The following is a 20186-nucleotide window of genomic DNA, read 5'->3' as shown; positions in this document are numbered from 1 at the left end:
CATAAGATATACTTTATATTATCCTTATACCTATCTTTTATCTCTTTTGTCTTTTTTAGCAGTATTCTTCCTAGGTTTTGATGATTTCTCAGATGGTTTTGACCTTTTATCTGAAGGTGCATTACTCTTCTTATAGTTTTTAACCACAACAGCTACATCTTCAATATTTCCGTGAGATATAGTCTTCTCAGTAAGATTAAAATTCAGTTTTTTACTATAAGCTTTCAATTGCGCTATCTCCTTAGGTGAAATAATAGATATAACAGTACCACTTTTATCTCCACGAGCTGTTCTACCACTTCTATGCACATAAGTATTTATATCTTCTGGTAAGTCTACATTGAATATATGAGTAACGTCCTCTATATCCAATCCCCTTGCAGATAAATCTGAAGATACCAAAAGGTTTATACGCTCCGATTTAAAGTCTAACATGGTTTTTTGTCTTTGATTTTTAACAAAACTACCATGTATTCCATCCACCTTTAGTCCATGGTATTTTAGCTTAGTAGTTAATATTTCTATTTCATCACTTTTATTAATAAAGGCAATAGCTTTTCTAGGATTTATACTTGCCATTAATTTTCTAAGAATAAGTATCTTATCCCTCCTATCACAAACTATATATAAATTGTTTATGTTAGGATTTATAGTTGAATCATCATTACACTTTATGATTTTAGGGGATTTCATTAAGCTTTCCCCAATACTTAAAGCTTCTTCTGTTAAAGTGGCAGAAGTCATTACTAATTGTCTATCTCTAAGTGTAGTTTTTATAACATCCTTAACTATATTTAAATTATTTTTGTCTAAAAGTTTATCACACTCATCAATTACTATAGTTTTAACTGTATGAGCACTTATTTTTTTCATTTTTATTAGCTCTAGTATTCTTCCTGGAGAACCTATTACAAATTGAGGTTTTTCCTTTAGTTTTTCAACCTGTCTTTTTATATTTACATCCCCCATGATAACCGTAGACTTTATATTCAAAGAAGATTTATCTCCCAAAGTACTTAAAACTTCATTTACTTGAAGGGCTAATTCATGGGTAGGAACTAAGACTATAAATTGATTTTCTCTTTTTTCATAATCAATTCTCTCAATTAGTGGTAGCAAATAAGCCAAGGTTTTACCACTGCCTGTTTCACTTTGCATTATCACATCCATATTTTCTGATATTTTAGGAATTGATAATTCTTGTATTAGAGTTGGCTTTGTTATCTTTAATTCCTCCAATACCTTTATTATTTCCGCATTTATATTTAATTCTAAAAAATTTTCCATTTTTTCATCTCCAGTTTTTATTTAAATTTACTACAATAATTTTCCTATATGAGAACAAAGGTTTGATATTCTTTATTTCTTATGGTATAATTATCTAGATTGAGAGGTGTTTTCATGATTGAAATTAAAAGTGGTAAACAATCAGAAATTTATGAGTTTATTAAAAATCAAGTTAATACTAAAGGGTATCCCCCTTCAGTAAGAGAAATTTGTGAAGCTGTAAATTTAAGTTCAACATCTACGGTTCATGGTCATCTTACTAGACTTGAGAAAAAAGGCTTAATAAGACGTGACCCAACTAAACCAAGGGCAATAGAATTACTGCAAGAACCTCATAATAAAAAAGAAATGATTAATATTCCTATTATAGGTAAAGTTACAGCTGGAATTCCTATACTTGCCCAAGAAAGTATAGAAGATTATCTAACTATCCCCCTTGACTTTGTAAACAGTACAAATGAATTATTTATACTTAAAGTTCAAGGTGACAGTATGATAGAAGCTGGAATCCATGATAAAGACTTAGCTATAATAGAAAAAACTTCTATTGCATCTAATGGAGATATTGTAGTTGCTCTAATAGAAAATGAAGCCACTATAAAAACTTTTTTTAAAGAAGATGGGCATATTAGACTACAACCAGAAAACTCCACCATGGAGCCAATAATTGTTGACGATTGCAAAATCTTAGGTAAACTATCAGGAATCTATAGAAAATATTAAGAAGCTATAATAGCTTCTTAATATTTTTTATATAATAAAATAAATTTATTATACATCTATTAATTTAACTCCTAATTAAGATAATATTCTAGATATAGCCATTAAAACTCCAACTTTTCCATGATCAAAGGTCAATCCACCTTGAAGATATGCTATATATGGCTCTCTTATTGGAGCGTCAGCAGAAAGTTCAATGGAAGAACCTTGTATAAATGCACCCGCAGCCATAATTACTTCATCTTCATAACCAGGCATAGCCCAAGGTTCACATTCTACAAATGAATCTATTGGAGAACCCGCTTGAATACCCTTGCAAAACTGAATTAATTTATCTTTATCATTAAATTTAACAGCTTGTATGATATCACTTCTCTTAGTATCATATTTTGGGAGTACCTCAAAACCTAAAAGTTCCATTACCCTTGAACAGAATATAGCTGTCTTTACAGCTTCCACAGCCACGTGAGGGGCTAAAAACAATCCTTGATATAAACTTCTCATAACACCAAAGGTAGAACCACACTCTCCACCTATACCTGGAATGGTCAATCTATAAGCTGCTTGAGTTACATAGGCTTCTTTACCTGCTATGTACCCCCCTGTTGGCGCAATTCCCCCACCAATATTTTTTATTAAAGAACCAGCTATAAGATCAGCTCCTACATCTGTTGGCTCTATAGTATCTATAAATTCGCCATAACAGTTATCAACAAAGCAAATTACCTCTGGTTTGATCTCTTTAATTGACTTTATTATTTCACCTATTTCCTCTACTAACAGTGCATTTCTCCACCCATATCCTGTAGATCTTTGAATATGTACAAGTTTTATGCTATGGTCTTCTTTTAAAGTCTTTTGAACCTCTTCAATATTAACTTTACCTGCACTTGTCAACTCTAATTGCTTATAGTTTACCCCATATTCCTTTAAAGAGCCTATATTTACATCCTTAGTTATTCCTATAATGTTATGTAAGGTATCATAAGGTGAACCACATATACTCAGCATTGTATCTCCTGGTCGTAGGTTGCCAAATAAAGCACATCCAATAGCATGAGTTCCATTTACAAAGTGTGGCCTAACTAGGGCTGCTTCTGTATTAAATACTCTAGCGAAAACCTTATCTAAAGTATCTCTACCAACATCACCATAACCATATCCACTAGAATTAGTAAAATGCATATCACTAACTCTTTCAGCTTGCAAAGCACTAAGAACTTTTAATTGATTATATTCTCGAATATCATCCATCATAGAAAATTGCTCTTGAATATCCTTTAAAGCTTCTTCTGATACTTTAAAAACTTCTTCATTTATTTTAAAGTTATTTATTAAAAACTCTTTAGTTTTTTCTATCATAAAAAATCGCTCCTTAAACATAAAATAACATTCTAATACTAACATAGCTATAAATATTAAGCAAATAATTCCTTAATATTCATAGCTATCTATATATCTTATACAATATTTAAAATTAACTTAGTCTTTATATTTTTTCTCTTTATAATCATTAATAATAAATTTTGCTACATCCTCATCATTAGAAAAATCATCCTTGTCTATCCACTTAACCCTTGGGTCTTTTCTAAACCAAGTAAGCTGACGTTTAGCATAATTTCTACTAAATTGCTTTATATTTTCTATAGCCTTCTCTTTAGAAACTTCACCATGAAGATGTTGTAATAGCTCTTTATAACCTATTCCCTTCATAGATTGCATATCTGTGGTATATCCTTCTTTTTCTAACCTTATTACTTCTTCTAGAAGACCAGCGTCTAACATTAAGTCAACACGATGATTAATTCTTTCATAAAGCTTATCTCTATTCATATTTAATACATAATAATAAACTTTGTAAGGTATATCAAAAATCTCATCATTTTTAGCTGCTTTAGATATAGGAATTCCCGTTACCTTATAAACCTCTAAAGCTCTAATTACCCTTTTAAGATCATTTGGATATAACTTGTTATAACTCACTTCATCAACGGCTTTTAACAACTCATGAACATATTCTACTCCATTTTCTAAGGCTAACTGTTCTAGTTCTTTGCGATAAGCTTCATCTTTATTAGTTTCAGCAAAACTATAATTATAAATAAGAGAATTAATATAAAGCCCAGTGCCACCTACCAGCATGGGAAGCTTATTCTCACTACTTATTTCTTCAATGGTTTCCTTTGCCAAAGAACTAAACTCTGCCACACTGAAGTTTTCACTAGGATCTAAAAAATCAATGAGATGATGCTTCACACCATTCATCTCTTCTTTGGATATCTTAGCAGATCCAATATCCATCTTCTTATATATCTGCATAGAATCAGCAGATATTATTTCCCCATTAAGTTCTTTGGCAATATGAATTGAAATCTTTGTTTTGCCAATACCAGTAGGTCCTGCTAATATAAATAAATCTTTCATTGCTTTAATCCCTTCATACTAAATTCTTTTAAAACTTTTTTCTATTTCCTTTAATGAATATTTAATTATAGTAGGTCTACCATGTGGACATGTAAATGGTTCATCTATATACCTTAACTCTTCAAGGAGGGATAAGATCTCTACATCTGATAATTTATCATTAGCCTTTACAGCTGCCTTACAAGCAAGAGAAGCTATTTTGTCATATTTTATATCTATGGTTAAACCACTACCCATGGATTTTATATTTTCTATCATATCATGAAACAAATTGTTTATATGAGGTTTCCCCAAAAACACTGGAACCTCTCTAACTAACACGTCATTTTCGCCAAAACTTTCAACCATAAATCCTGCATTTAAGAAAACTTCTTCATTATCTTTATAAATTGCATATTCATCAAAGGTTAATGGAATGATTGTAGGTACAGCTAAAATCTGACTTACCACATTGAAATTACCTATATTTTTTCTATACTTTTCAAATAATATCTTCTCATGAGCAGCATGCTGATCAATTAAATACAATTCATCTAAATATTCACCAATTATATAACTATTAAAACACTGTCCAATAAGTTTAATTGGTGGAATTTTAGGAATCCTTGATATTTCCTTATTAGAATATATATTATCTCTTTTAGGTTCAACTTGATTTTCAATAGGAATTTCTCTTATATAAGAAGGTTTGTCATTATAATTTGCTTCTTTATTAAATCCAAAATCCTTATTATAACCTAAATTATTATCCTCACTAGTATAGTGATTATCATTTAAATATCCAATTTGACTAGGTTCTGAAGAAGTATAGATTTTATGTAGTTTATCCTCTTGAACTATAGCTAAATCCTCTATTTCTTCTGGTATAATAAAACTCTTCTTTAAGCTTTCTTTTAATGCACTATGAACTCCATCAAATATAGTTTTAAATAAAACTCTTTCCTCTAAAAACTTAACTTCATTTTTAGTTGGATGTACATTGGGATCTATAAATTCTGGAAATATATCAATGTGTATAACGAAGAAAGGAAATTTATTTACCATAATAAAGGATTTAAATGCATTCTCTACCGCAGCAGTTATTAAAGAACTTTTTATAAGTCTCTTATTTACAAAAATGCTTTGTCTATTTCTACTACCTCTACTAATACTCTCTTTTCCAATATATCCATATACAGATAAAATATCGCTATGGTTTTCTATTGGTATTACATTTTCATATACTTCTTTTCCATATAAAATTCTAAGGGTTTTATCTAGTTCATCTTCACTAAAGGTTCTAAGGGTTTGTTTGCCATCATTAATTAAGGTTATAGAAGTCTTATAATTTCCTAGAGCTAGCTTTAATACCAAGTCATTTATTATAGATTTCTCTCTTTGAGGTGATTTTAAAAACTTTTGCCTCCCTGGAGTATTGAAGAATAAATCCTTAACTTCAATTTCCGTTCCTAAATTACAACCTACATCTTTCTCATAGATTACTTTTCCACCTTCAATATAGATCTCTCTACCATAATCAAAAGTTTCCATCCTTGATTTTAGTCTTACCTTTGAAACAGCAGCTATACTAGCAAGAGCTTCTCCACGAAATCCAAAGGATTGAATGTCGTAAATATCCTCCACGGAACTTATCTTACTTGTACCATGAGGCAAAAAAGCTATTTTTATATCTTCAGGATGAATACCACGTCCATCATCTGTGATTCTTATAAGCTTATTGCCACTCTCTTCTATTTCAATAGTTATGTTTTTACTATCAGCATCAAGGCTGTTTTCCACTAATTCTTTAACAACAGAACTAGCTCTTTCAACAACCTCTCCTGCTGCAATTTTATTGGCAGTGTTTTCAGATAATAAATTGATTCTTCTCATAATACACCCACCTTAAATAATTATTTTATCTATATATTCTTAGCTTTTTTTATAATATCGTATAATTTATTAAATCCATCCATAGGTGTAAGATTAAGTACATCTATAGATTTAATTTCGTCAATTAAGTTTTGCATAGCTACATCTTCAAAAGCTATTTGCTGAGTCAAACAAATTTCTTTTTCTATTTTTTCTAATTTCTCTGTAGATGGAATTACAGTTTTCGCTTCTTCTTTGATTATATCTTTTGAAGTGCCATCTTCTAAAGTTTCTAAAATTTCTCTTGCTCTAGAAATTACTGCTGAAGGTAATCCAGCAAGTTTAGCAACCTCTATACCATAAGATTCATCTGCTCCACCCTTTATAATTTTACGTAAGAATATAATATTATTATCTACTTTTTTTGCTGAAATAGAGTAATTTTTCACTCCTGGAATTTCTCCTTCTAGCTTAGTTAATTCATGATAATGTGTGGCAAATAGGGTTTTGCATTTAATATTTGAATTTTTACATATATACTCTATAACTGCCCATGCAATACTAAGTCCATCGTAGGTACTAGTACCTCTACCAACTTCATCAAGAAGAACCAAACTCTTATTGGTAGCATTATTAAGAATATTTGATACTTCCCACATTTCTACCATGAAGGTACTCTTACCACCAGCTAAGTCATCAGAAGCTCCTATTCTAGTAAATATTTTATCACAAATAGAAACATTTGCTTCTTTGGCAGGAACAAAACTTCCCATTTGAGCTAATAATGTAATTAAAGCTACCTGTCTCATATATGTAGACTTACCAGCCATATTAGGACCAGTAATTAACATAAGTCTATTGTCTTCAAGGTTTAAGGTAGTATCATTAGATATAAAACTATTTGCCTTTGTAATAACTTCTACAACTGGGTGCCTACCCTCTTGAATTTCTATGATTCCCTCAGTGTTAATTACAGGTTTCACATAGTTATGTTCTCTAGCAACCATAGCCAAAGCCCATATACAGTCAATTTCAGATATAAGCTTAGCTGTATTTTTCATTCTCTCTATATTTTCTTCTAATTTCTCTCTAATCTCTGTAAATATAGAGTATTCAAGAGCAATTAATTTCTCTTCTGCTCCTAAGATTTTATCTTCCATCTCCTTAAGCTCAGGAGTTATATATCTTTCAGCATTAGACAAAGTTTGTTTTCTAATATATCTTCCTTCTGGCACTGAGGAAAGATTAGATTTTGTAACTTCTATATAATATCCAAAAACCTTATTATAAGAAATCTTAAGGGATTTTATACCTGTAGCTATTCTCTCTTCATTTTCTAAATTTGCAAGCCAAAGCTTTCCGTTAGTTTTACTTTCTCTTAATTCATCTACTAATGAATTATAACCAATTTTAATAATATTACCTTCCTTAACAGACAAAGAAGGTTCATCCATAATAGAGCTTTCGAGAAAAGTCCAAATATCTCTTAGCTCATCTAAGTTAGAATAAACATCCTTCATTAAAGGACTTGTAAGATTAGAAATAAGTTCTTTAATCCTTGGAACTTTAGCAATGGAATGCTTTAATGATATAAGTTCCTTTGCATTTATTGCAGTAGAGCTTATTTTACCAACCAATCTCTCAATATCATAAATGCTATTTAAAGCTTCCTTTAAATCTTCCATTAAGATTATATCCTTAGTAAACTCTTCAATGGCATCTTGTCTATTTAAAATATCTTCCTTAATAATTAGAGGCTCTTCTAACCACTTTCTAATTCTTCTTCCACCCATAGATGTATTTGTTTTATCTATAACCCATAAAAGAGTTCCTGTTTTTCCTTTATCTCTGATATTCTCCACCAGTTCAAGGTTTCTTCTTGAGTTAACATCTATGGTCATATAGGTGCAGATATCATATATCTCTATATGGTTTATATGAGTCAAGGAAACCTTTTGAGTTTCTTTTATATATCTAATTAATCCATTACAAGTTTTAATTACTATTTCTGATAATTTATCTATTTCTATGTTCAAGAACTGTTCTTTAAGATCTTTTTCTTCCATATTAAAATTACCATCTTGGAAGTGGGATATATAAAAGGATGTTCTACTTATAATTTCATCCATAATCTCTTGGTTAAAGTTTTCTGTAATAATTATCTCTCGAGGATTAAATTTACATAATTCATCTATAAGTACATTAATATTATATTTAAATTCAGTAGTATAGAAATCCCCTGTAGACACATCACAAAAGGCCAATGCAATGTGATTTCCCTTCACATATAAACTAGCTGTATAGCTATTTTTACTCTCATCTAAATAGGAAGCTTCTGTGTAAGTTCCTGGGGTATAAATTTTTACTACATCACGCTTTACAATTCCTTTAGCCACTGCTGGATCTTCTACCTGCTCACAAATAGCTACCTTAAACCCTTTTGATATTAAGGCTCCAATATAATTCTTAGCTGCATGAAAAGGAATCCCACACATAGGAGCTCTTTCTTCAAGACCGCAATCTCTTCCCGTTAGTGTTAACTCTAACTCCTTTGATGCAACTTTAGCATCATCAAAGAACATTTCATAGAAATCGCCTAGTCTGAAAAATAAGATACACTCTTTATATTTATCTTTAATTTGAAAATATTGTTGCATCATTGGAGTTAATGCCATATATATCTCTCCTTCATAATTATTTAAAAAAAGCGACAAAGTCGCTTTTATACTTCTTCTCCTATTAATGAAAAAGAATTTGCTTTAGTGATTCTAACATTAACTAACTTACCTATATTTTCTTTATTACCAGTAAAATTAACTAGTTTACTTGTTCTTGTCCTTCCGGTTAATTTTGTATCATCACTTTTACTTTCACCTTCTACAAGAACTTCAACAATTTTTCCATCATAAAGCTTATTTTTCTTAGCAGAAATTTCATTAACGACTTCAACTAATCTATTGAATCTATCTTTTTTAACTTTTTCATCTACTTGGTCAAACATTAAGTCTGCAGGAGTACCACCCCTTCTAGAATATAAGAAGGTAAAGGCAGAATCATACTCAACTTCTTTAACTAGACTTAAAGTATCTTCAAAATCCTCTTCAGTTTCTCCTGGGAACCCTACAATTATATCTGTAGTTAATGCTACATTAGGAATTCTTTCTTTAATTTTTCTAATTGATTCTAAATACTGCTCTCTAGTATAGTGTCTATTCATCTTTTTTAATATTCTTGATGATCCAGATTGTACTGGAAGATGAATAGATTCACATAACTTATCTCCAGCTGCAATTACATCAATTACTTCATCACTTAAGTCCTTTGGATGAGAAGTCATAAATTTCACTCTCTCAATACCATCTACTTCATTTATTCTTCTTAAAAGTTCTGCAAAGTTAATATTTTCGTCTAATCCCTTACCATAGGAGTTAACATTTTGTCCAAGAAGGGTGATTTCTTTATATCCCTCTTTAACCATACTCTCTATCTCTTTTATTATTTCAGCAGAGTTTCTACTTCTTTCACGTCCTCTTACATGGGGAACTATACAATAAGTACAGAAGTTGTTACAACCATACATTATTGTAACAAAGCCTTTTATAGTACTTGCTCTATCAATAGGAGCTCCTTCTATTATATCTGCTTCTTTATCCCAAATTTCTACTATAGGTCTTTCGCCACCTAAAGCTCTTCCAAGATATTCTGTAAACTTATAAGCATTATGAGTTCCTATAATTATGTCTACAAAAGGAAACTTACCTATTATTTTGTCTGCCATTCCCCCTTGTTGCATCATGCAACCTGTAACAGCAATAACCTTATTAGGGTTCTCTTTTTTTAGTTTTTTTAAAGCCCCTAGGTTTCCATCTACCTTTTGCTCAGCATTTTCCCTAACACAACATGTATTAAAGATTATTATATCTGCCTCTTCTTTAGAGTCAGTTCTTACATATCCTAATGGTTTTAATCCACCAGATAATTTTTCGGAGTCCTCTTCATTCATTTGACAACCCCATGTTTCTATAAAGTATTTTAAATTTTTATTTAGACCATATATATCAATCTTATTATTTTCATTCATTTACTATTTCCTCCATTTTTCCTTTTGAATTTCTATAGTATTATAGCATATAAAAGATATAAAAAGAAAGTCTAGTAAGCAATGATTAATCCTTTAAACCATGTAATCTAACCATAATAAAAGCACCTACTCTTTATTTAAGTAAGTGCTGCTTATTACTTCTTTTAGTTTAAATTGCTACCATAATGTGTACTTTATTTTTATTCTCACATTATTTTACCATTTTCCATCATAGCTAATTGGCTTAGATTTTTTATCTGAAGTTTTAGCCCTTCCTTGAAGTTCTGGTACTGGATGAACTTCATTTTTAGGAAAGTGATTATGTTTATTACTTTCTGTACCATGTGAATCTTTTGGATCTGGTCTTCTCATTCCTGCTTTTGCCATAATATTTCCCTCCTACTTATTTGTCACCATTAGTTTAAACAATATGAAAAGTTTTATACTCAAATATGTTTTCTATAGATGGAAATAAGTATATTAAAATAAAAGTACAATGCTAAATAAAATTAACATTGCACTTTTATTTTAATATAAGATTTTACTTATTCATTAGCCGCAGCTACTACAACTTGAGCATCCGCCACCTTCTGCTTGCTTTTCAGGCTCTATAGAAAATCCACCTCTACCATTCTCTTCACCTGAAAGAATAGTAAGAGCTCCAAATTGCTCAGTAACAGACTTATCTACTAAGAATGTAAGTCCGTCTACTACTTCTGTGTTATCAGTATCTTTTTTTTCATCTAAAACTAGATTAAATGATGGGCCGCCTCATCCCATACCTGCAAAATGAATTCTTACTGTATCTGCTGTAACTTCATTATCTTTTAAAAATTGTAAGAATTCAACGGTAGCTTTATCACTTATTTTAACTGTTGACATAATCTTTACCTCTTTTCATTTTCAGTTTTATAGATACATTACTATTGTGTCAATGAATCTACATATTTATTACACTAATAAATATTACTATGAATGTCAATTGTATTTATCATTGGATTTATTAATAGATTTTATTTGAAATAAATATACATACTAAAAAAAGTGCAATATTAAACAAGTTTAACACTGCACTTTCAGTAATATAATTATTATTTATTAAATTTAACCACAACTTGTGCAACCAGCACAACCGCCACCTTCTGGTTTTTTTTCTGGTTCTATGGAGAACCCACCTCTACCATTCTCATCTGCAGAAAGAATTGTTAATTCACCAAATTGCTCAGTAACTCCCTTATCTACTAAAAATGTAAGTCCCTCTACTACTTCTATGTTATCAGTATCTTTTTTCTCATCTAAAACTAGATTAAATACAGCACCCCCACAACCCATACCTGCAAAATGAATTCTTACTGTATCTGTGGTAACTTCATTATCCTTTAAAAATTGTAAGAATTCAGTAGTAGCTTTATCACTTATATTAACTATTGACATATTTTTCTTCCTCTTTTCTATATATACTAACTATTATCTAGATATAATTAAATCTTTATGACATTAAATATAAATAATTTCAATGTCATTTATAATTATATAATATCATAGCCGTTATGTGTGTCAATAGACTTATTTATCACTCTTTTCTATAGAACTTTATTACCTATAAGAGAATGTAATATCCAAATTTTTCTATACTATATTACTTTCTACTTGAAAGGATTCTATTGGTAAAATTTCATTTCCAAACATCCTATAATCATGGTATTTATAAGAGCCTCTCATAATGTCTTCAGTAATAGTTTTTCCTCTATTTACATAATCTAAAAAGTCATAGCATGTCAATATATCTATACGTTCCTCTTCGCATATATTAGATAAAGCTTTAATAAATTCTTGAAATATTGTATTGCATGTATTATTTAATATCTTAGCACCATCTATTATAAAGCACCCTCCCCAAAATCCTGAATTTGAGGCTTTGGCTTTAAGATCTCTAAAAAACTTTGAAATCATCGTAGAGTTTATATTTTCATTATAGGATGACATTAATATACTACTCATCTTAATATTTTCTATCATTAATCTTTCATTTAAATCTAAATTATTAGTAAGTAATTTATATATATCTTCATCTACATAAAGATAAACATAGTTATTATTTTCTATTTGCTGTTTTATGTATTTATATAGATTAATCACCAAATGATCCTCTCCATAATAATAAAAACAGATATTTTTACCGCAACAATTACTCATAATCTCTCTCCCCTTAATTAATACCATATTGATTCTATTATTATTATTCTATTACAATATTTAATTACCTTTTTTTTCCATAAAATAATTATCTGATTATTTTTACATTTTATTACAACCATTTTAAAGTTCTTATCCTGGTTGAAAAGTTATCCAACTTATATAACTTTTCATGTAGAAATATGGTATACTATGTGATAGAAATAATAGTTAGGTACTACTAATTATATAATAATGAATATATTGATTAAGATAGATATATATTGTAAAATATTTTTATGTGTATAAACACTAAGGAGGATTATCGATGTGCGGATTTGTAACGTTTTTTAGCAATTCTAAAATACTAGAAGAAAAGAAAGAAACTCTTCGTGATATGAGAGAAGTTATTAAACATAGAGGCCCAACTCAAGATGGAGAGTATATGGACGAAAATGTTTATTTAGGTTTTAAAAGACTAAGTATTCTTGATTTGGCAAACGGAATTCAACCCTATTCTTATAAGGATGAATTAGAAATAGTTTTTAATGGAGAAATATATAATTATATATCTTTAAGAGATGAATTAATAAAAGAAGGCTATAGTTTTACTACTAACTCAGAGGTAGAAGTAATAGCTACATTATATACTCACTTAGGAGATAAGTTTGTTGAGAAACTTAGAGGAATGTTCTCATTTATTATTTGGGATAGAAAGAAAAAAGTATTCTTAGGTGGAAGAGATCCATTTGGAATAAAGCCATTTTATTATACAGAAAATGAAACTGGACTTTATGTAGCTTCTGAGCTTAAGAGTTTTCATGCTAATCCAGATAGCGACTGTGTTGATATTGATAATGGAGCACTTCATGACTATCTTACATTCCAATTTGTACCTGAACCTAAAACTTTACTAAAGGATATAAAGGTTTTAAAACCAGGCCATATTATAAAGAAAGAATTAGGTAAAGCTCATGAAATAAGTTGCTATTATTCCATCAAGTTTAACCCTACTCCAGGACCTAAAGATGAAAAGATGGAAGAAATTCGTAAGGCCATAGAAGATTCTGTTGAACTGCATATGCAATCTGAGGTTCCTGTTGCATCTTTCTTATCAGGTGGGATTGATTCTACTGTAGTAACTGCTTTAGCAAAAAAACACATGCCGGACTTAAAGACCTTTACCATAGGTTTTGACCGAAATGGATATAGTGAAATTGACTTAGCTAGAGAATCAGCTGATAAACTAGGGCTAGAAAACATAAGTAAAATAGTTTCTTATGAAGAATTTGCCAATGAATTACCTAAAATAATTTGGCATATGGATGAACCAGTAGCAGACCCTGCAGCTATACCACTTTATTTTATAGCAAAAGAAGCAGCTAAGCATGTTACAGTTATTTTATCTGGAGAAGGCGCTGACGAGGTATTTGGTGGATATACTATTTACCATGAACCTAATTCGTTAAAAATGTTTGATTATGTACCTGGCTTCTTAAAGAAAGCCTTAAAATCTGGTGCATCACTTATACCAGAAGGAACAAGAGGAAAAAGCTTTATTGATAGAGGCTGTACTCCTATGAGAGAGCGTTATGTGGGTAATGCAAAAATCTTCTTAGATGATGAAAAAGAAGGAATACTTAATAAGTATGAGTCAAAATATACAATTAAGCGATCTATGAATGATATCTATGATAGAGCTGCTCAGTATGACCCTATTACTCAAATGCAGTTTGTAGATTTTAATACATGGCTTACAGGAGATATCCTTGTTAAAGCTGATAGAATGACTATGGCTCATTCTTTAGAGCTTAGGGTACCATTCCTAGATAAAGAAGTGTTTAAAGTTGCTTCAAAGCTCACTGCAGATGAAAAAATCAATGGTCATGTAACAAAATACTTATTAAGAGAGTCTTTTAAATCAGAATTACCATTCTTAACTGCTCTAGATAGAAAAAAACTGGGATACCCAGTTCCAATAAGATTATGGCTTAAGGATGAACTTTATCAATGGGCTATGGACATAATAAAAAATAGTAACGCTGATGAATTTGTAAATAAAGCTGCTGCTATTAAATTAGTAGAAGATCATAGAAAGGGTCCATTTGACTTAAGTAGAAAGATTTGGACAATACTTATATTCTTAATTTGGCATAAAGTATATATAGAAAGAGAAACTCCTTTTCTAGATTAAGATTAAAGACGTAGAACTCTAATAAGAATTCTACGTCTTTTTATTTGTATTATAAAACTATTTAACTACACTTATGTTGTTCTCTTTTAACCAATCAATTAAATGATTAATTAAAAATTCATCTCTAAAGGTATAAAATTCATCTAATTTGTCTTTATTAATTAAAACTCTATTAAAAGTTAATAGAGGATTTGACCAATCAACCTTACTATAAATTTCATTTTTGTCATTAGGATTTAAAGTATCTAAGTAGCTTTTCATGGAATTCACTAATATACTTTCATCTATTAGTGGAATATAAAGATAATTATCACTATAATTCATAGTAACATCTTCTGCTTCTGTAGCTAATTCCTTTTCCCAACTTTCAAGTTTATCAAATTTGGATTCATCCTTTAATGCTTCTATAATACTTTGAGGAATATAAGAAAATTCACCATCATTCAAGTTTAAATAACATTCCCCTTCACCTCTTGTTTCTGATAAGCTAAGCTCTAACATTAAGTCTAAATCAATGTTTAAATTATTCATAAAATTTTCACCTACCTTTTAAATTATATATTTATATAAACTTTCTCATTTCACTGTATTAAGAGTATATGCTAATATAGAATTTTTTACAATATTTATTTAATAATTTCAACATTTTAATATAGATATTGTGATTATTTATATATAAAACAAAGCATTAGGGTGTATCCTAATGCTTTGTTTTATTACTATTTATTATTTTTTAACATTTCACCAATAGCTGCTATACTTCCAAGGGAAGATAGTGTTTCATTTGGTAATATAAGCTTGTTAGCAGGATTATTAGCCATCTCTTTAAGAGCTTCAACTTGTTTTAAAGCTATAACAGTTTCATTAGTTCCTGATTGAATTATAGCTTCATTTACTCTTCTTATCGCTTCTGCTTCTGCTTCTGAAATTTTTTCAATAGCTTTTGCTTTACCTTCTGCCTCTAGTAATTGAGATTCTTTTAATCCTTCTGCTCTTCTAATATTTGCTTCTTTTTCCGCTTCAGCAGCAAGTATTTTACTTCTCTTTTCTCCTTCAGCTTTTTCAATTTCTGATTGTCTTGATCCTTCTGCTTGAAGAATCATCGCCCTCTTATCTCTTTCAGCTCTCATTTGTTTTTCCATAGCCTGTTGAATTTCTGATGGAGGTACAATATTTTTAATTTCTACAGACAATAACTTAATTCCATAAGCATCAGTAACATTATCAACGATTTGTAATAATTTTGAGTTTATAAGGTCCCTTCCTGCTAATACTTCATCTAGAGTCATATCACCTAAAATATTTCTCATATTAGTTATAGTGGAATACATTATACCTTGAACATAGTTTTCTATGTTATAAACTGCATCCTTTGCACTTAAAACTTGATAAAATATAACGTTATCTACAGAAATATTAACATTATCTTTAGTTATTACGTTTTGTGGTGGTATATCAAGTATTTGTTGTTTAACAGATACCTTCTTTCTAATAAAGTCCACAAAAGGTATTGTTAAGTGCCAGCCAGGTTCTAATACCTTATAAAATTGACCAAACCTCTCCATAACATAGTTAGAACCAGTGTTAACTACTTTAACTGATGAAATTATGATGACTAGAACTACAAATAGTATGACTAAAACACCAATTACTAATTCCATTTAAATCACTCCTTTTTTAATTATCAATTTATTATTTTCAATTTTTAACACCTTAAAAGTATCACCAATATTTATATCTTCACCTATATTTCTAGCTGTCCAATAAACTTCGTTAACTTTTATTCTACATTCCCTATTACTTTCTAATTTAACTTCAGATACAAACTCTCTATCTTCATACTTGCCAACCAATGGTTTTTCAGTTGGTAGATTTACGTTAATATATTTTTTAGACACCTTTAATCCAAATATAATTGCAATAGTTCCTAGTATTAAAGCAATCCATATTTGTGTAGTAAAGTCTACAAAATATCCTGCAATAAAAGCAGGAATAAATCCTAACCCTAACCATGAAAAGGTAAAACTACTTGTAGTTATATCTACAACTATTACAAAAATAAGTAATCCAAACCAAATCCAGTTTAAATCCATTAAATATCACCTCTCAAATTTAAATAATATTAACAAGCATATATAAATTATTATATGTTTGTGTATTAAGTATAATTATATCACATTATAGTAAAATATTATATTTTTTTATATTATTTAATTAGGTATTTTTTCCACCTATATAGCGTATATATTATAAGTGTACATATAAACACCAGTAAGTTTGGAGGTATTGCCATGAACCGTGATTCTAATATGTTCAGTTATTTGTTTATAGGTATGTTACTAATTATAATATCTGGAATAGTTAAAATGCTATAATATTAAAATGCTATAATAAAAATCATCCCTATTATGTAGAGATGATTTTTGTTTTGTTATGAAACAATAATTTGTAATATAAGTTTAAACTTCTCTAGTTTCTTTCTTCAAAAATTCTTTTTCTTCTGTATTTAGATAAGGTGATAACAATTTATATACTTCTTTATGATAATTATTTAAGAATAATTTTTCCTTTTCTGTAAGCATATCTATTTTTATACCATCTAAATCTATAGGACAATAGGTAGCTACATCAAACTTCATAAATTGTCCCCCATATTCTGTTTCATTGTCTTTAGTAACAAATAGTAAATTCTCTATTCTAATACCATGCTTACCTTCTTTATATACACCAGGTTCATTTGTAACATTCATTCCTTCTTCAAATACTACTGTATTAGGAACTTGTGAGAAGTTTTGTGGTCCTTCATGAACATTAAGGAAAAATCCAACTCCATGACCAGTTCCACATTTATAGTCAATTCCTGCTTCCCAAAGTGGTGTTCTTGCAATAACATCTAAATTAGATCCAGTAGCTCCATATAAGAACTTAGCCATAGTTAAAGCTAAATTACTCTTAACTACAAGAGTAAAGTCTCTTCTTTCTTCTTCGGTCAATTCACCTAGAACTATTGTTCTTGTTATATCTGTAGTTCCATCATAATATTGTCCACCTGAATCCACTAAAAATAACCCTTCTGGCTTTAAAATATAATTACTTTCTGGCGTAGCAGAATAATGCATCATGGCAGCATGCTCTTTATAGGCAGCTATAGTTGAAAAACTTGGTTCAACAAAATACTCTTGTTCACTTCTCAATTTAATTAGAGTATCTGTGGCTGACATCTCAGATATTTGTTCTTTACCTACATTTTCTTTTAAGTACTTTATAAACTTAACCATAGCAACTCCATCTTTTATAGTACAGTTTCTAAAGTTACTTCTTTCAACTTCATTCTTTATAGCTTTTAAATCTGTAGTTATATTTCTTTTTTCGATTTTAGAAATAGATTCATTTAATGAGGTAAGAATTTTCACATTAGTTTTATTTGGATCAAATAATATAGATGTATCTTTAAGTTCTTTTAAGTTATTGAATATCTCATTATACTTTAATATATCTACAGAAGAAGCCTTTAGATTGGATATAACTTCATCAGTTAATTTATTATTATCTATGAAAAACTTAACATAATCCATGCTAATTAATAAATAAGATATTGTTACAGGACTGCTTTCTACATCATTTCCCCTAATATTTAATGTCCAAGCGATATCATCTAAGGAACTTAATACGTAATATTCAGCCCCTATTTCCTTCATCCTTTCACGAATAATAGCAAGTTTTTCTGATGCTGATTTACCTGCAAATTTAACATCATGAAGAAACACCTTTGTATTAGGCATAGCTGGCCTATCACTCCAAATTGGAGATATTAAATCCTTTTCTGGATTTATTTTTATTTTTCTGCTTTTAAATGTTTCTGTCATAGTTTTATATATTCCAATAGGCATTACAGAACCATCAAAACCAACTATATCTCCTGGATTAAGTTCTTTTTTTAGAAATTCTGTGAAAGTAGGAACCTTAGGTTGTCCCATTTTAAAAAGCTCTATTCCTGTACCAGATAGTTGCTTTTCAGCTTGAATATAATAACGACCATCTGCCCATAGTATTGCTCTATTAAGAGTTACCACTACAATTCCTGCTGAACCTGTAAAGCCAGAAATCCATGCTCTAGCTTTGAAGTATTCAGCTACATATTCACTTTGATGAGAATCAAAACTAGGAATAATGTAAGCTGATAATTGATTTTCCTTCATAGCCCTTCTTAGGCTTTCAATTTTTTCTTTAACATTCATCCATATTCACCCCTATTTTCTACTAATAAACATCTAAACCTATTATACTGCTAAAATTTTATACAATCAATGATATAATTTATAAGTATGAATTTTGTTTTAAAATTATTCATTATACCAAATATCTAAATTCTGATTTCTAATTATTGTTGTATAAAAAAACTCATTGCTTTATTACAATGAGTTTTTATGTTAAATCTATTTATTCTTTAATCCATTTACTTGCTTCTAATGCATAGTAAGTTATAATTAATTTAGCACCCGCTCTTTTTATTGAAGTTAACATTTCAAGAGCAGCTCTTTTTTCATCAATTAATCCATTTTCTCCTGCATTTTTTATCATAGCATATTCTCCACTGACATTGTAGGCAGCTATAGGCATATTAAAAGTCATACTGGCCTCTTTTATTATGTCTAAATATAATATAGCTGGTTTAACCATTACTATATCAGCACCTTCTTCAATATCAGCTGCAATTTCTCTCATAGCTTCCTTACCATTGGCAGGATCCATTTGATAGCTGCTTCTATCTCCAAATTGAGGAGCTGAATTTGCAGCTGCTCTAAAAGGACCATACATAGCAGAACTATATTTTGCACTATAACTCATTATAGATATATGCTTAAATCCGTTTTCATCTAAGATATCCCTTATGGCTTTAACTCTACCATCCATCATATCTGAAGGTGCAATCATGTCAGCTCCAGCTTGAGCATGAGAAAGTGCAATCTTAGCTAAGTACTTTAAGGTTTCATCATTATCTACTCTCTCATTTTTAATAACTCCACAATGACCATGAGAAGTGTATTGACACATGCATACATCAGTAATAACAAATAATTCCTTAGAGATTTCTTTGACTTTTCTTATTGCTCTTTGAACTATACCCTCTTCACAGAAAGCTGAAGAAGCAATTTCATCCTTCTCGTCCGGAAGTCCAAATAAGATTATACCTTTTACTCCTGCAGCAATAACTTCATCTATAACTTCTGGTAATCTATCTAAAGACCAGTGGTAATTCCCTACTAGAGATGGAATCTCTTCTTTAATATTTTCTCCTTCAACCACAAAAATTGGGTATATAAAATCATTACTATTTAAAATAGTTTCACGTACCATATCTCTTATTGCACTAGTTTCTCTTAATCTTCTATATCTTTTGAACATAATAAACATGGCCTATTAATGCAAGGCCATGATACACCTACCTTTCAG

17 protein-coding genes are annotated in these 20186 nt (G+C 29.7%); 2 read left to right on the top strand and 15 right to left on the bottom strand.

Annotation, left to right across the window (positions count from 1 at the left end):
* Window positions 1–30 precede the first annotated feature (30 nt).
* Window positions 31–1287, bottom strand: coding sequence for a DEAD/DEAH box helicase (locus ACTNBA_RS17610; RefSeq protein ID WP_441075587.1), 1257 nt, complete (start codon window positions 1285–1287; stop codon window positions 31–33).
* A 114-nt stretch (window positions 1288–1401) separates the two neighbouring features.
* Here ACTNBA_RS17610 and lexA point away from each other — a divergent pair, with 114 nt between their 5' ends.
* Window positions 1402–2010, top strand: a complete 609-nt coding sequence (lexA, locus tag ACTNBA_RS17605; RefSeq protein ID WP_035132284.1) for a transcriptional repressor LexA — start codon at window positions 1402–1404, stop codon at window positions 2008–2010.
* Window positions 2011–2085: 75 nt separating this feature from the next.
* On the opposite strand, the gene ACTNBA_RS17600 is transcribed toward lexA, so the two are convergent.
* From ACTNBA_RS17600 to ACTNBA_RS17565, 9 genes are all read right to left on the bottom strand, one after another.
* The gene (locus tag ACTNBA_RS17600) at window positions 2086–3369 is read right to left on the bottom strand and encodes a methionine gamma-lyase family protein (protein WP_441075586.1); all 1284 of its coding nucleotides are present in this window, start codon (window positions 3367–3369) and stop codon (window positions 2086–2088) included.
* A gap of 120 nt (window positions 3370–3489) precedes the next feature.
* Window positions 3490–4431, bottom strand: coding sequence for a tRNA (adenosine(37)-N6)-dimethylallyltransferase MiaA (gene miaA / locus ACTNBA_RS17595; RefSeq protein WP_441075585.1), 942 nt, complete (start codon window positions 4429–4431; stop codon window positions 3490–3492).
* A gap of 18 nt (window positions 4432–4449) precedes the next feature.
* Entirely contained in the window at window positions 4450–6303 is a 1854-nt protein-coding gene (mutL, locus tag ACTNBA_RS17590; RefSeq protein WP_441075583.1) for a DNA mismatch repair endonuclease MutL, read from the bottom strand.
* A gap of 29 nt (window positions 6304–6332) precedes the next feature.
* Window positions 6333–8957 (bottom strand): DNA mismatch repair protein MutS, encoded by a 2625-nt coding sequence (gene mutS / locus ACTNBA_RS17585; protein ID WP_441075581.1) that lies wholly within the window; start codon window positions 8955–8957, stop codon window positions 6333–6335.
* 47 nt (window positions 8958–9004) lie between these two features.
* On the bottom strand, window positions 9005–10363 hold the full coding sequence (gene miaB, locus ACTNBA_RS17580) for a tRNA (N6-isopentenyl adenosine(37)-C2)-methylthiotransferase MiaB (protein ID WP_441075579.1): 1359 nt from the start codon (window positions 10361–10363) through the stop codon (window positions 9005–9007).
* 216 nt (window positions 10364–10579) lie between these two features.
* Window positions 10580–10750, bottom strand: a complete 171-nt coding sequence (locus tag ACTNBA_RS17575; RefSeq protein WP_167403110.1) for a hypothetical protein — start codon at window positions 10748–10750, stop codon at window positions 10580–10582.
* 384 nt (window positions 10751–11134) lie between these two features.
* The gene (locus tag ACTNBA_RS19145) at window positions 11135–11245 is read right to left on the bottom strand and encodes an iron-sulfur cluster assembly accessory protein (protein ID WP_479723507.1); all 111 of its coding nucleotides are present in this window, start codon (window positions 11243–11245) and stop codon (window positions 11135–11137) included.
* Between the two features lie 222 nt (window positions 11246–11467).
* Complete coding sequence (locus ACTNBA_RS17570; RefSeq protein ID WP_035132274.1) at window positions 11468–11797, bottom strand: HesB-like protein; 330 nt, start codon at window positions 11795–11797, stop codon at window positions 11468–11470.
* A gap of 195 nt (window positions 11798–11992) precedes the next feature.
* Window positions 11993–12559, bottom strand: a complete 567-nt coding sequence (locus tag ACTNBA_RS17565; RefSeq protein WP_441075576.1) for a DEAD/DEAH box helicase family protein — start codon at window positions 12557–12559, stop codon at window positions 11993–11995.
* 307 nt (window positions 12560–12866) lie between these two features.
* On the opposite strand from ACTNBA_RS17565, the gene asnB reads away from it, so the two are divergent.
* A complete protein-coding gene (asnB, locus tag ACTNBA_RS17560; RefSeq protein WP_035132270.1) occupies window positions 12867–14732 on the top strand; it encodes an asparagine synthase (glutamine-hydrolyzing) in 1866 nt (621 codons plus the stop codon).
* A 57-nt stretch (window positions 14733–14789) separates the two neighbouring features.
* Here asnB and ACTNBA_RS17555 read toward each other — a convergent pair whose 3' ends face one another.
* The 5 genes from ACTNBA_RS17555 to hemB form a co-directional block, all read right to left on the bottom strand.
* Window positions 14790–15263, bottom strand: coding sequence for a hypothetical protein (locus ACTNBA_RS17555; protein ID WP_346848128.1), 474 nt, complete (start codon window positions 15261–15263; stop codon window positions 14790–14792).
* 188 nt (window positions 15264–15451) lie between these two features.
* Window positions 15452–16393 carry an SPFH domain-containing protein gene (locus tag ACTNBA_RS17550; RefSeq protein ID WP_035132267.1) on the bottom strand — a complete coding sequence of 314 codons (942 nt, stop codon included), beginning with the start codon at window positions 16391–16393 and terminating at the stop codon, window positions 15452–15454.
* Entirely contained in the window at window positions 16394–16825 is a 432-nt protein-coding gene (locus tag ACTNBA_RS17545) for an NfeD family protein (protein ID WP_035132265.1), read from the bottom strand. It lies immediately after the preceding gene.
* Between the two features lie 366 nt (window positions 16826–17191).
* Window positions 17192–18970 carry an aminopeptidase P family protein gene (locus ACTNBA_RS17540; protein WP_441075574.1) on the bottom strand — a complete coding sequence of 593 codons (1779 nt, stop codon included), beginning with the start codon at window positions 18968–18970 and terminating at the stop codon, window positions 17192–17194.
* A gap of 202 nt (window positions 18971–19172) precedes the next feature.
* Window positions 19173–20138: a porphobilinogen synthase gene (hemB, locus tag ACTNBA_RS17535; RefSeq protein WP_441075573.1), complete on the bottom strand. Its 966-nt coding sequence runs from the start codon at window positions 20136–20138 to the stop codon at window positions 19173–19175.
* Window positions 20139–20186: the final 48 nt, after the last annotated feature.

Origin of the sequence: Clostridium sulfidigenes (genome assembly GCF_052067195.1) — a bacterium.
GTDB lineage: Bacteria > Bacillota > Clostridia > Clostridiales > Clostridiaceae > Clostridium_J > Clostridium_J sulfidigenes.
Note: the sequence above shows the minus strand (reverse complement) of the source record. Positions and strands in the feature narration are given on the sequence as shown.

Coding starts and splice junctions, on each gene's coding strand:
- ACTNBA_RS17610 (WP_441075587.1), bottom strand. CDS start 1,287: ATGGAAAATTTTTTAGAATTAAATATAAATGCGGAAATAATAAAGGTA.
- lexA (WP_035132284.1), top strand. CDS start 1,402: ATGATTGAAATTAAAAGTGGTAAACAATCAGAAATTTATGAGTTTATT.
- ACTNBA_RS17600 (WP_441075586.1), bottom strand. CDS start 3,369: ATGATAGAAAAAACTAAAGAGTTTTTAATAAATAACTTTAAAATAAAT.
- miaA (WP_441075585.1), bottom strand. CDS start 4,431: ATGAAAGATTTATTTATATTAGCAGGACCTACTGGTATTGGCAAAACA.
- mutL (WP_441075583.1), bottom strand. CDS start 6,303: ATGAGAAGAATCAATTTATTATCTGAAAACACTGCCAATAAAATTGCA.
- mutS (WP_441075581.1), bottom strand. CDS start 8,957: ATGGCATTAACTCCAATGATGCAACAATATTTTCAAATTAAAGATAAA.
- miaB (WP_441075579.1), bottom strand. CDS start 10,363: ATGAATGAAAATAATAAGATTGATATATATGGTCTAAATAAAAATTTA.
- ACTNBA_RS17575 (WP_167403110.1), bottom strand. CDS start 10,750: ATGGCAAAAGCAGGAATGAGAAGACCAGATCCAAAAGATTCACATGGT.
- ACTNBA_RS19145 (WP_479723507.1), bottom strand. CDS start 11,245: ATGTCAACAGTTAAAATAAGTGATAAAGCTACCGTTGAATTCTTACAA.
- ACTNBA_RS17570 (WP_035132274.1), bottom strand. CDS start 11,797: ATGTCAATAGTTAATATAAGTGATAAAGCTACTACTGAATTCTTACAA.
- ACTNBA_RS17565 (WP_441075576.1), bottom strand. CDS start 12,559: ATGAGTAATTGTTGCGGTAAAAATATCTGTTTTTATTATTATGGAGAG.
- asnB (WP_035132270.1), top strand. CDS start 12,867: ATGTGCGGATTTGTAACGTTTTTTAGCAATTCTAAAATACTAGAAGAA.
- ACTNBA_RS17555 (WP_346848128.1), bottom strand. CDS start 15,263: ATGAATAATTTAAACATTGATTTAGACTTAATGTTAGAGCTTAGCTTA.
- ACTNBA_RS17550 (WP_035132267.1), bottom strand. CDS start 16,393: ATGGAATTAGTAATTGGTGTTTTAGTCATACTATTTGTAGTTCTAGTC.
- ACTNBA_RS17545 (WP_035132265.1), bottom strand. CDS start 16,825: ATGGATTTAAACTGGATTTGGTTTGGATTACTTATTTTTGTAATAGTT.
- ACTNBA_RS17540 (WP_441075574.1), bottom strand. CDS start 18,970: ATGAATGTTAAAGAAAAAATTGAAAGCCTAAGAAGGGCTATGAAGGAA.
- hemB (WP_441075573.1), bottom strand. CDS start 20,138: ATGTTCAAAAGATATAGAAGATTAAGAGAAACTAGTGCAATAAGAGAT.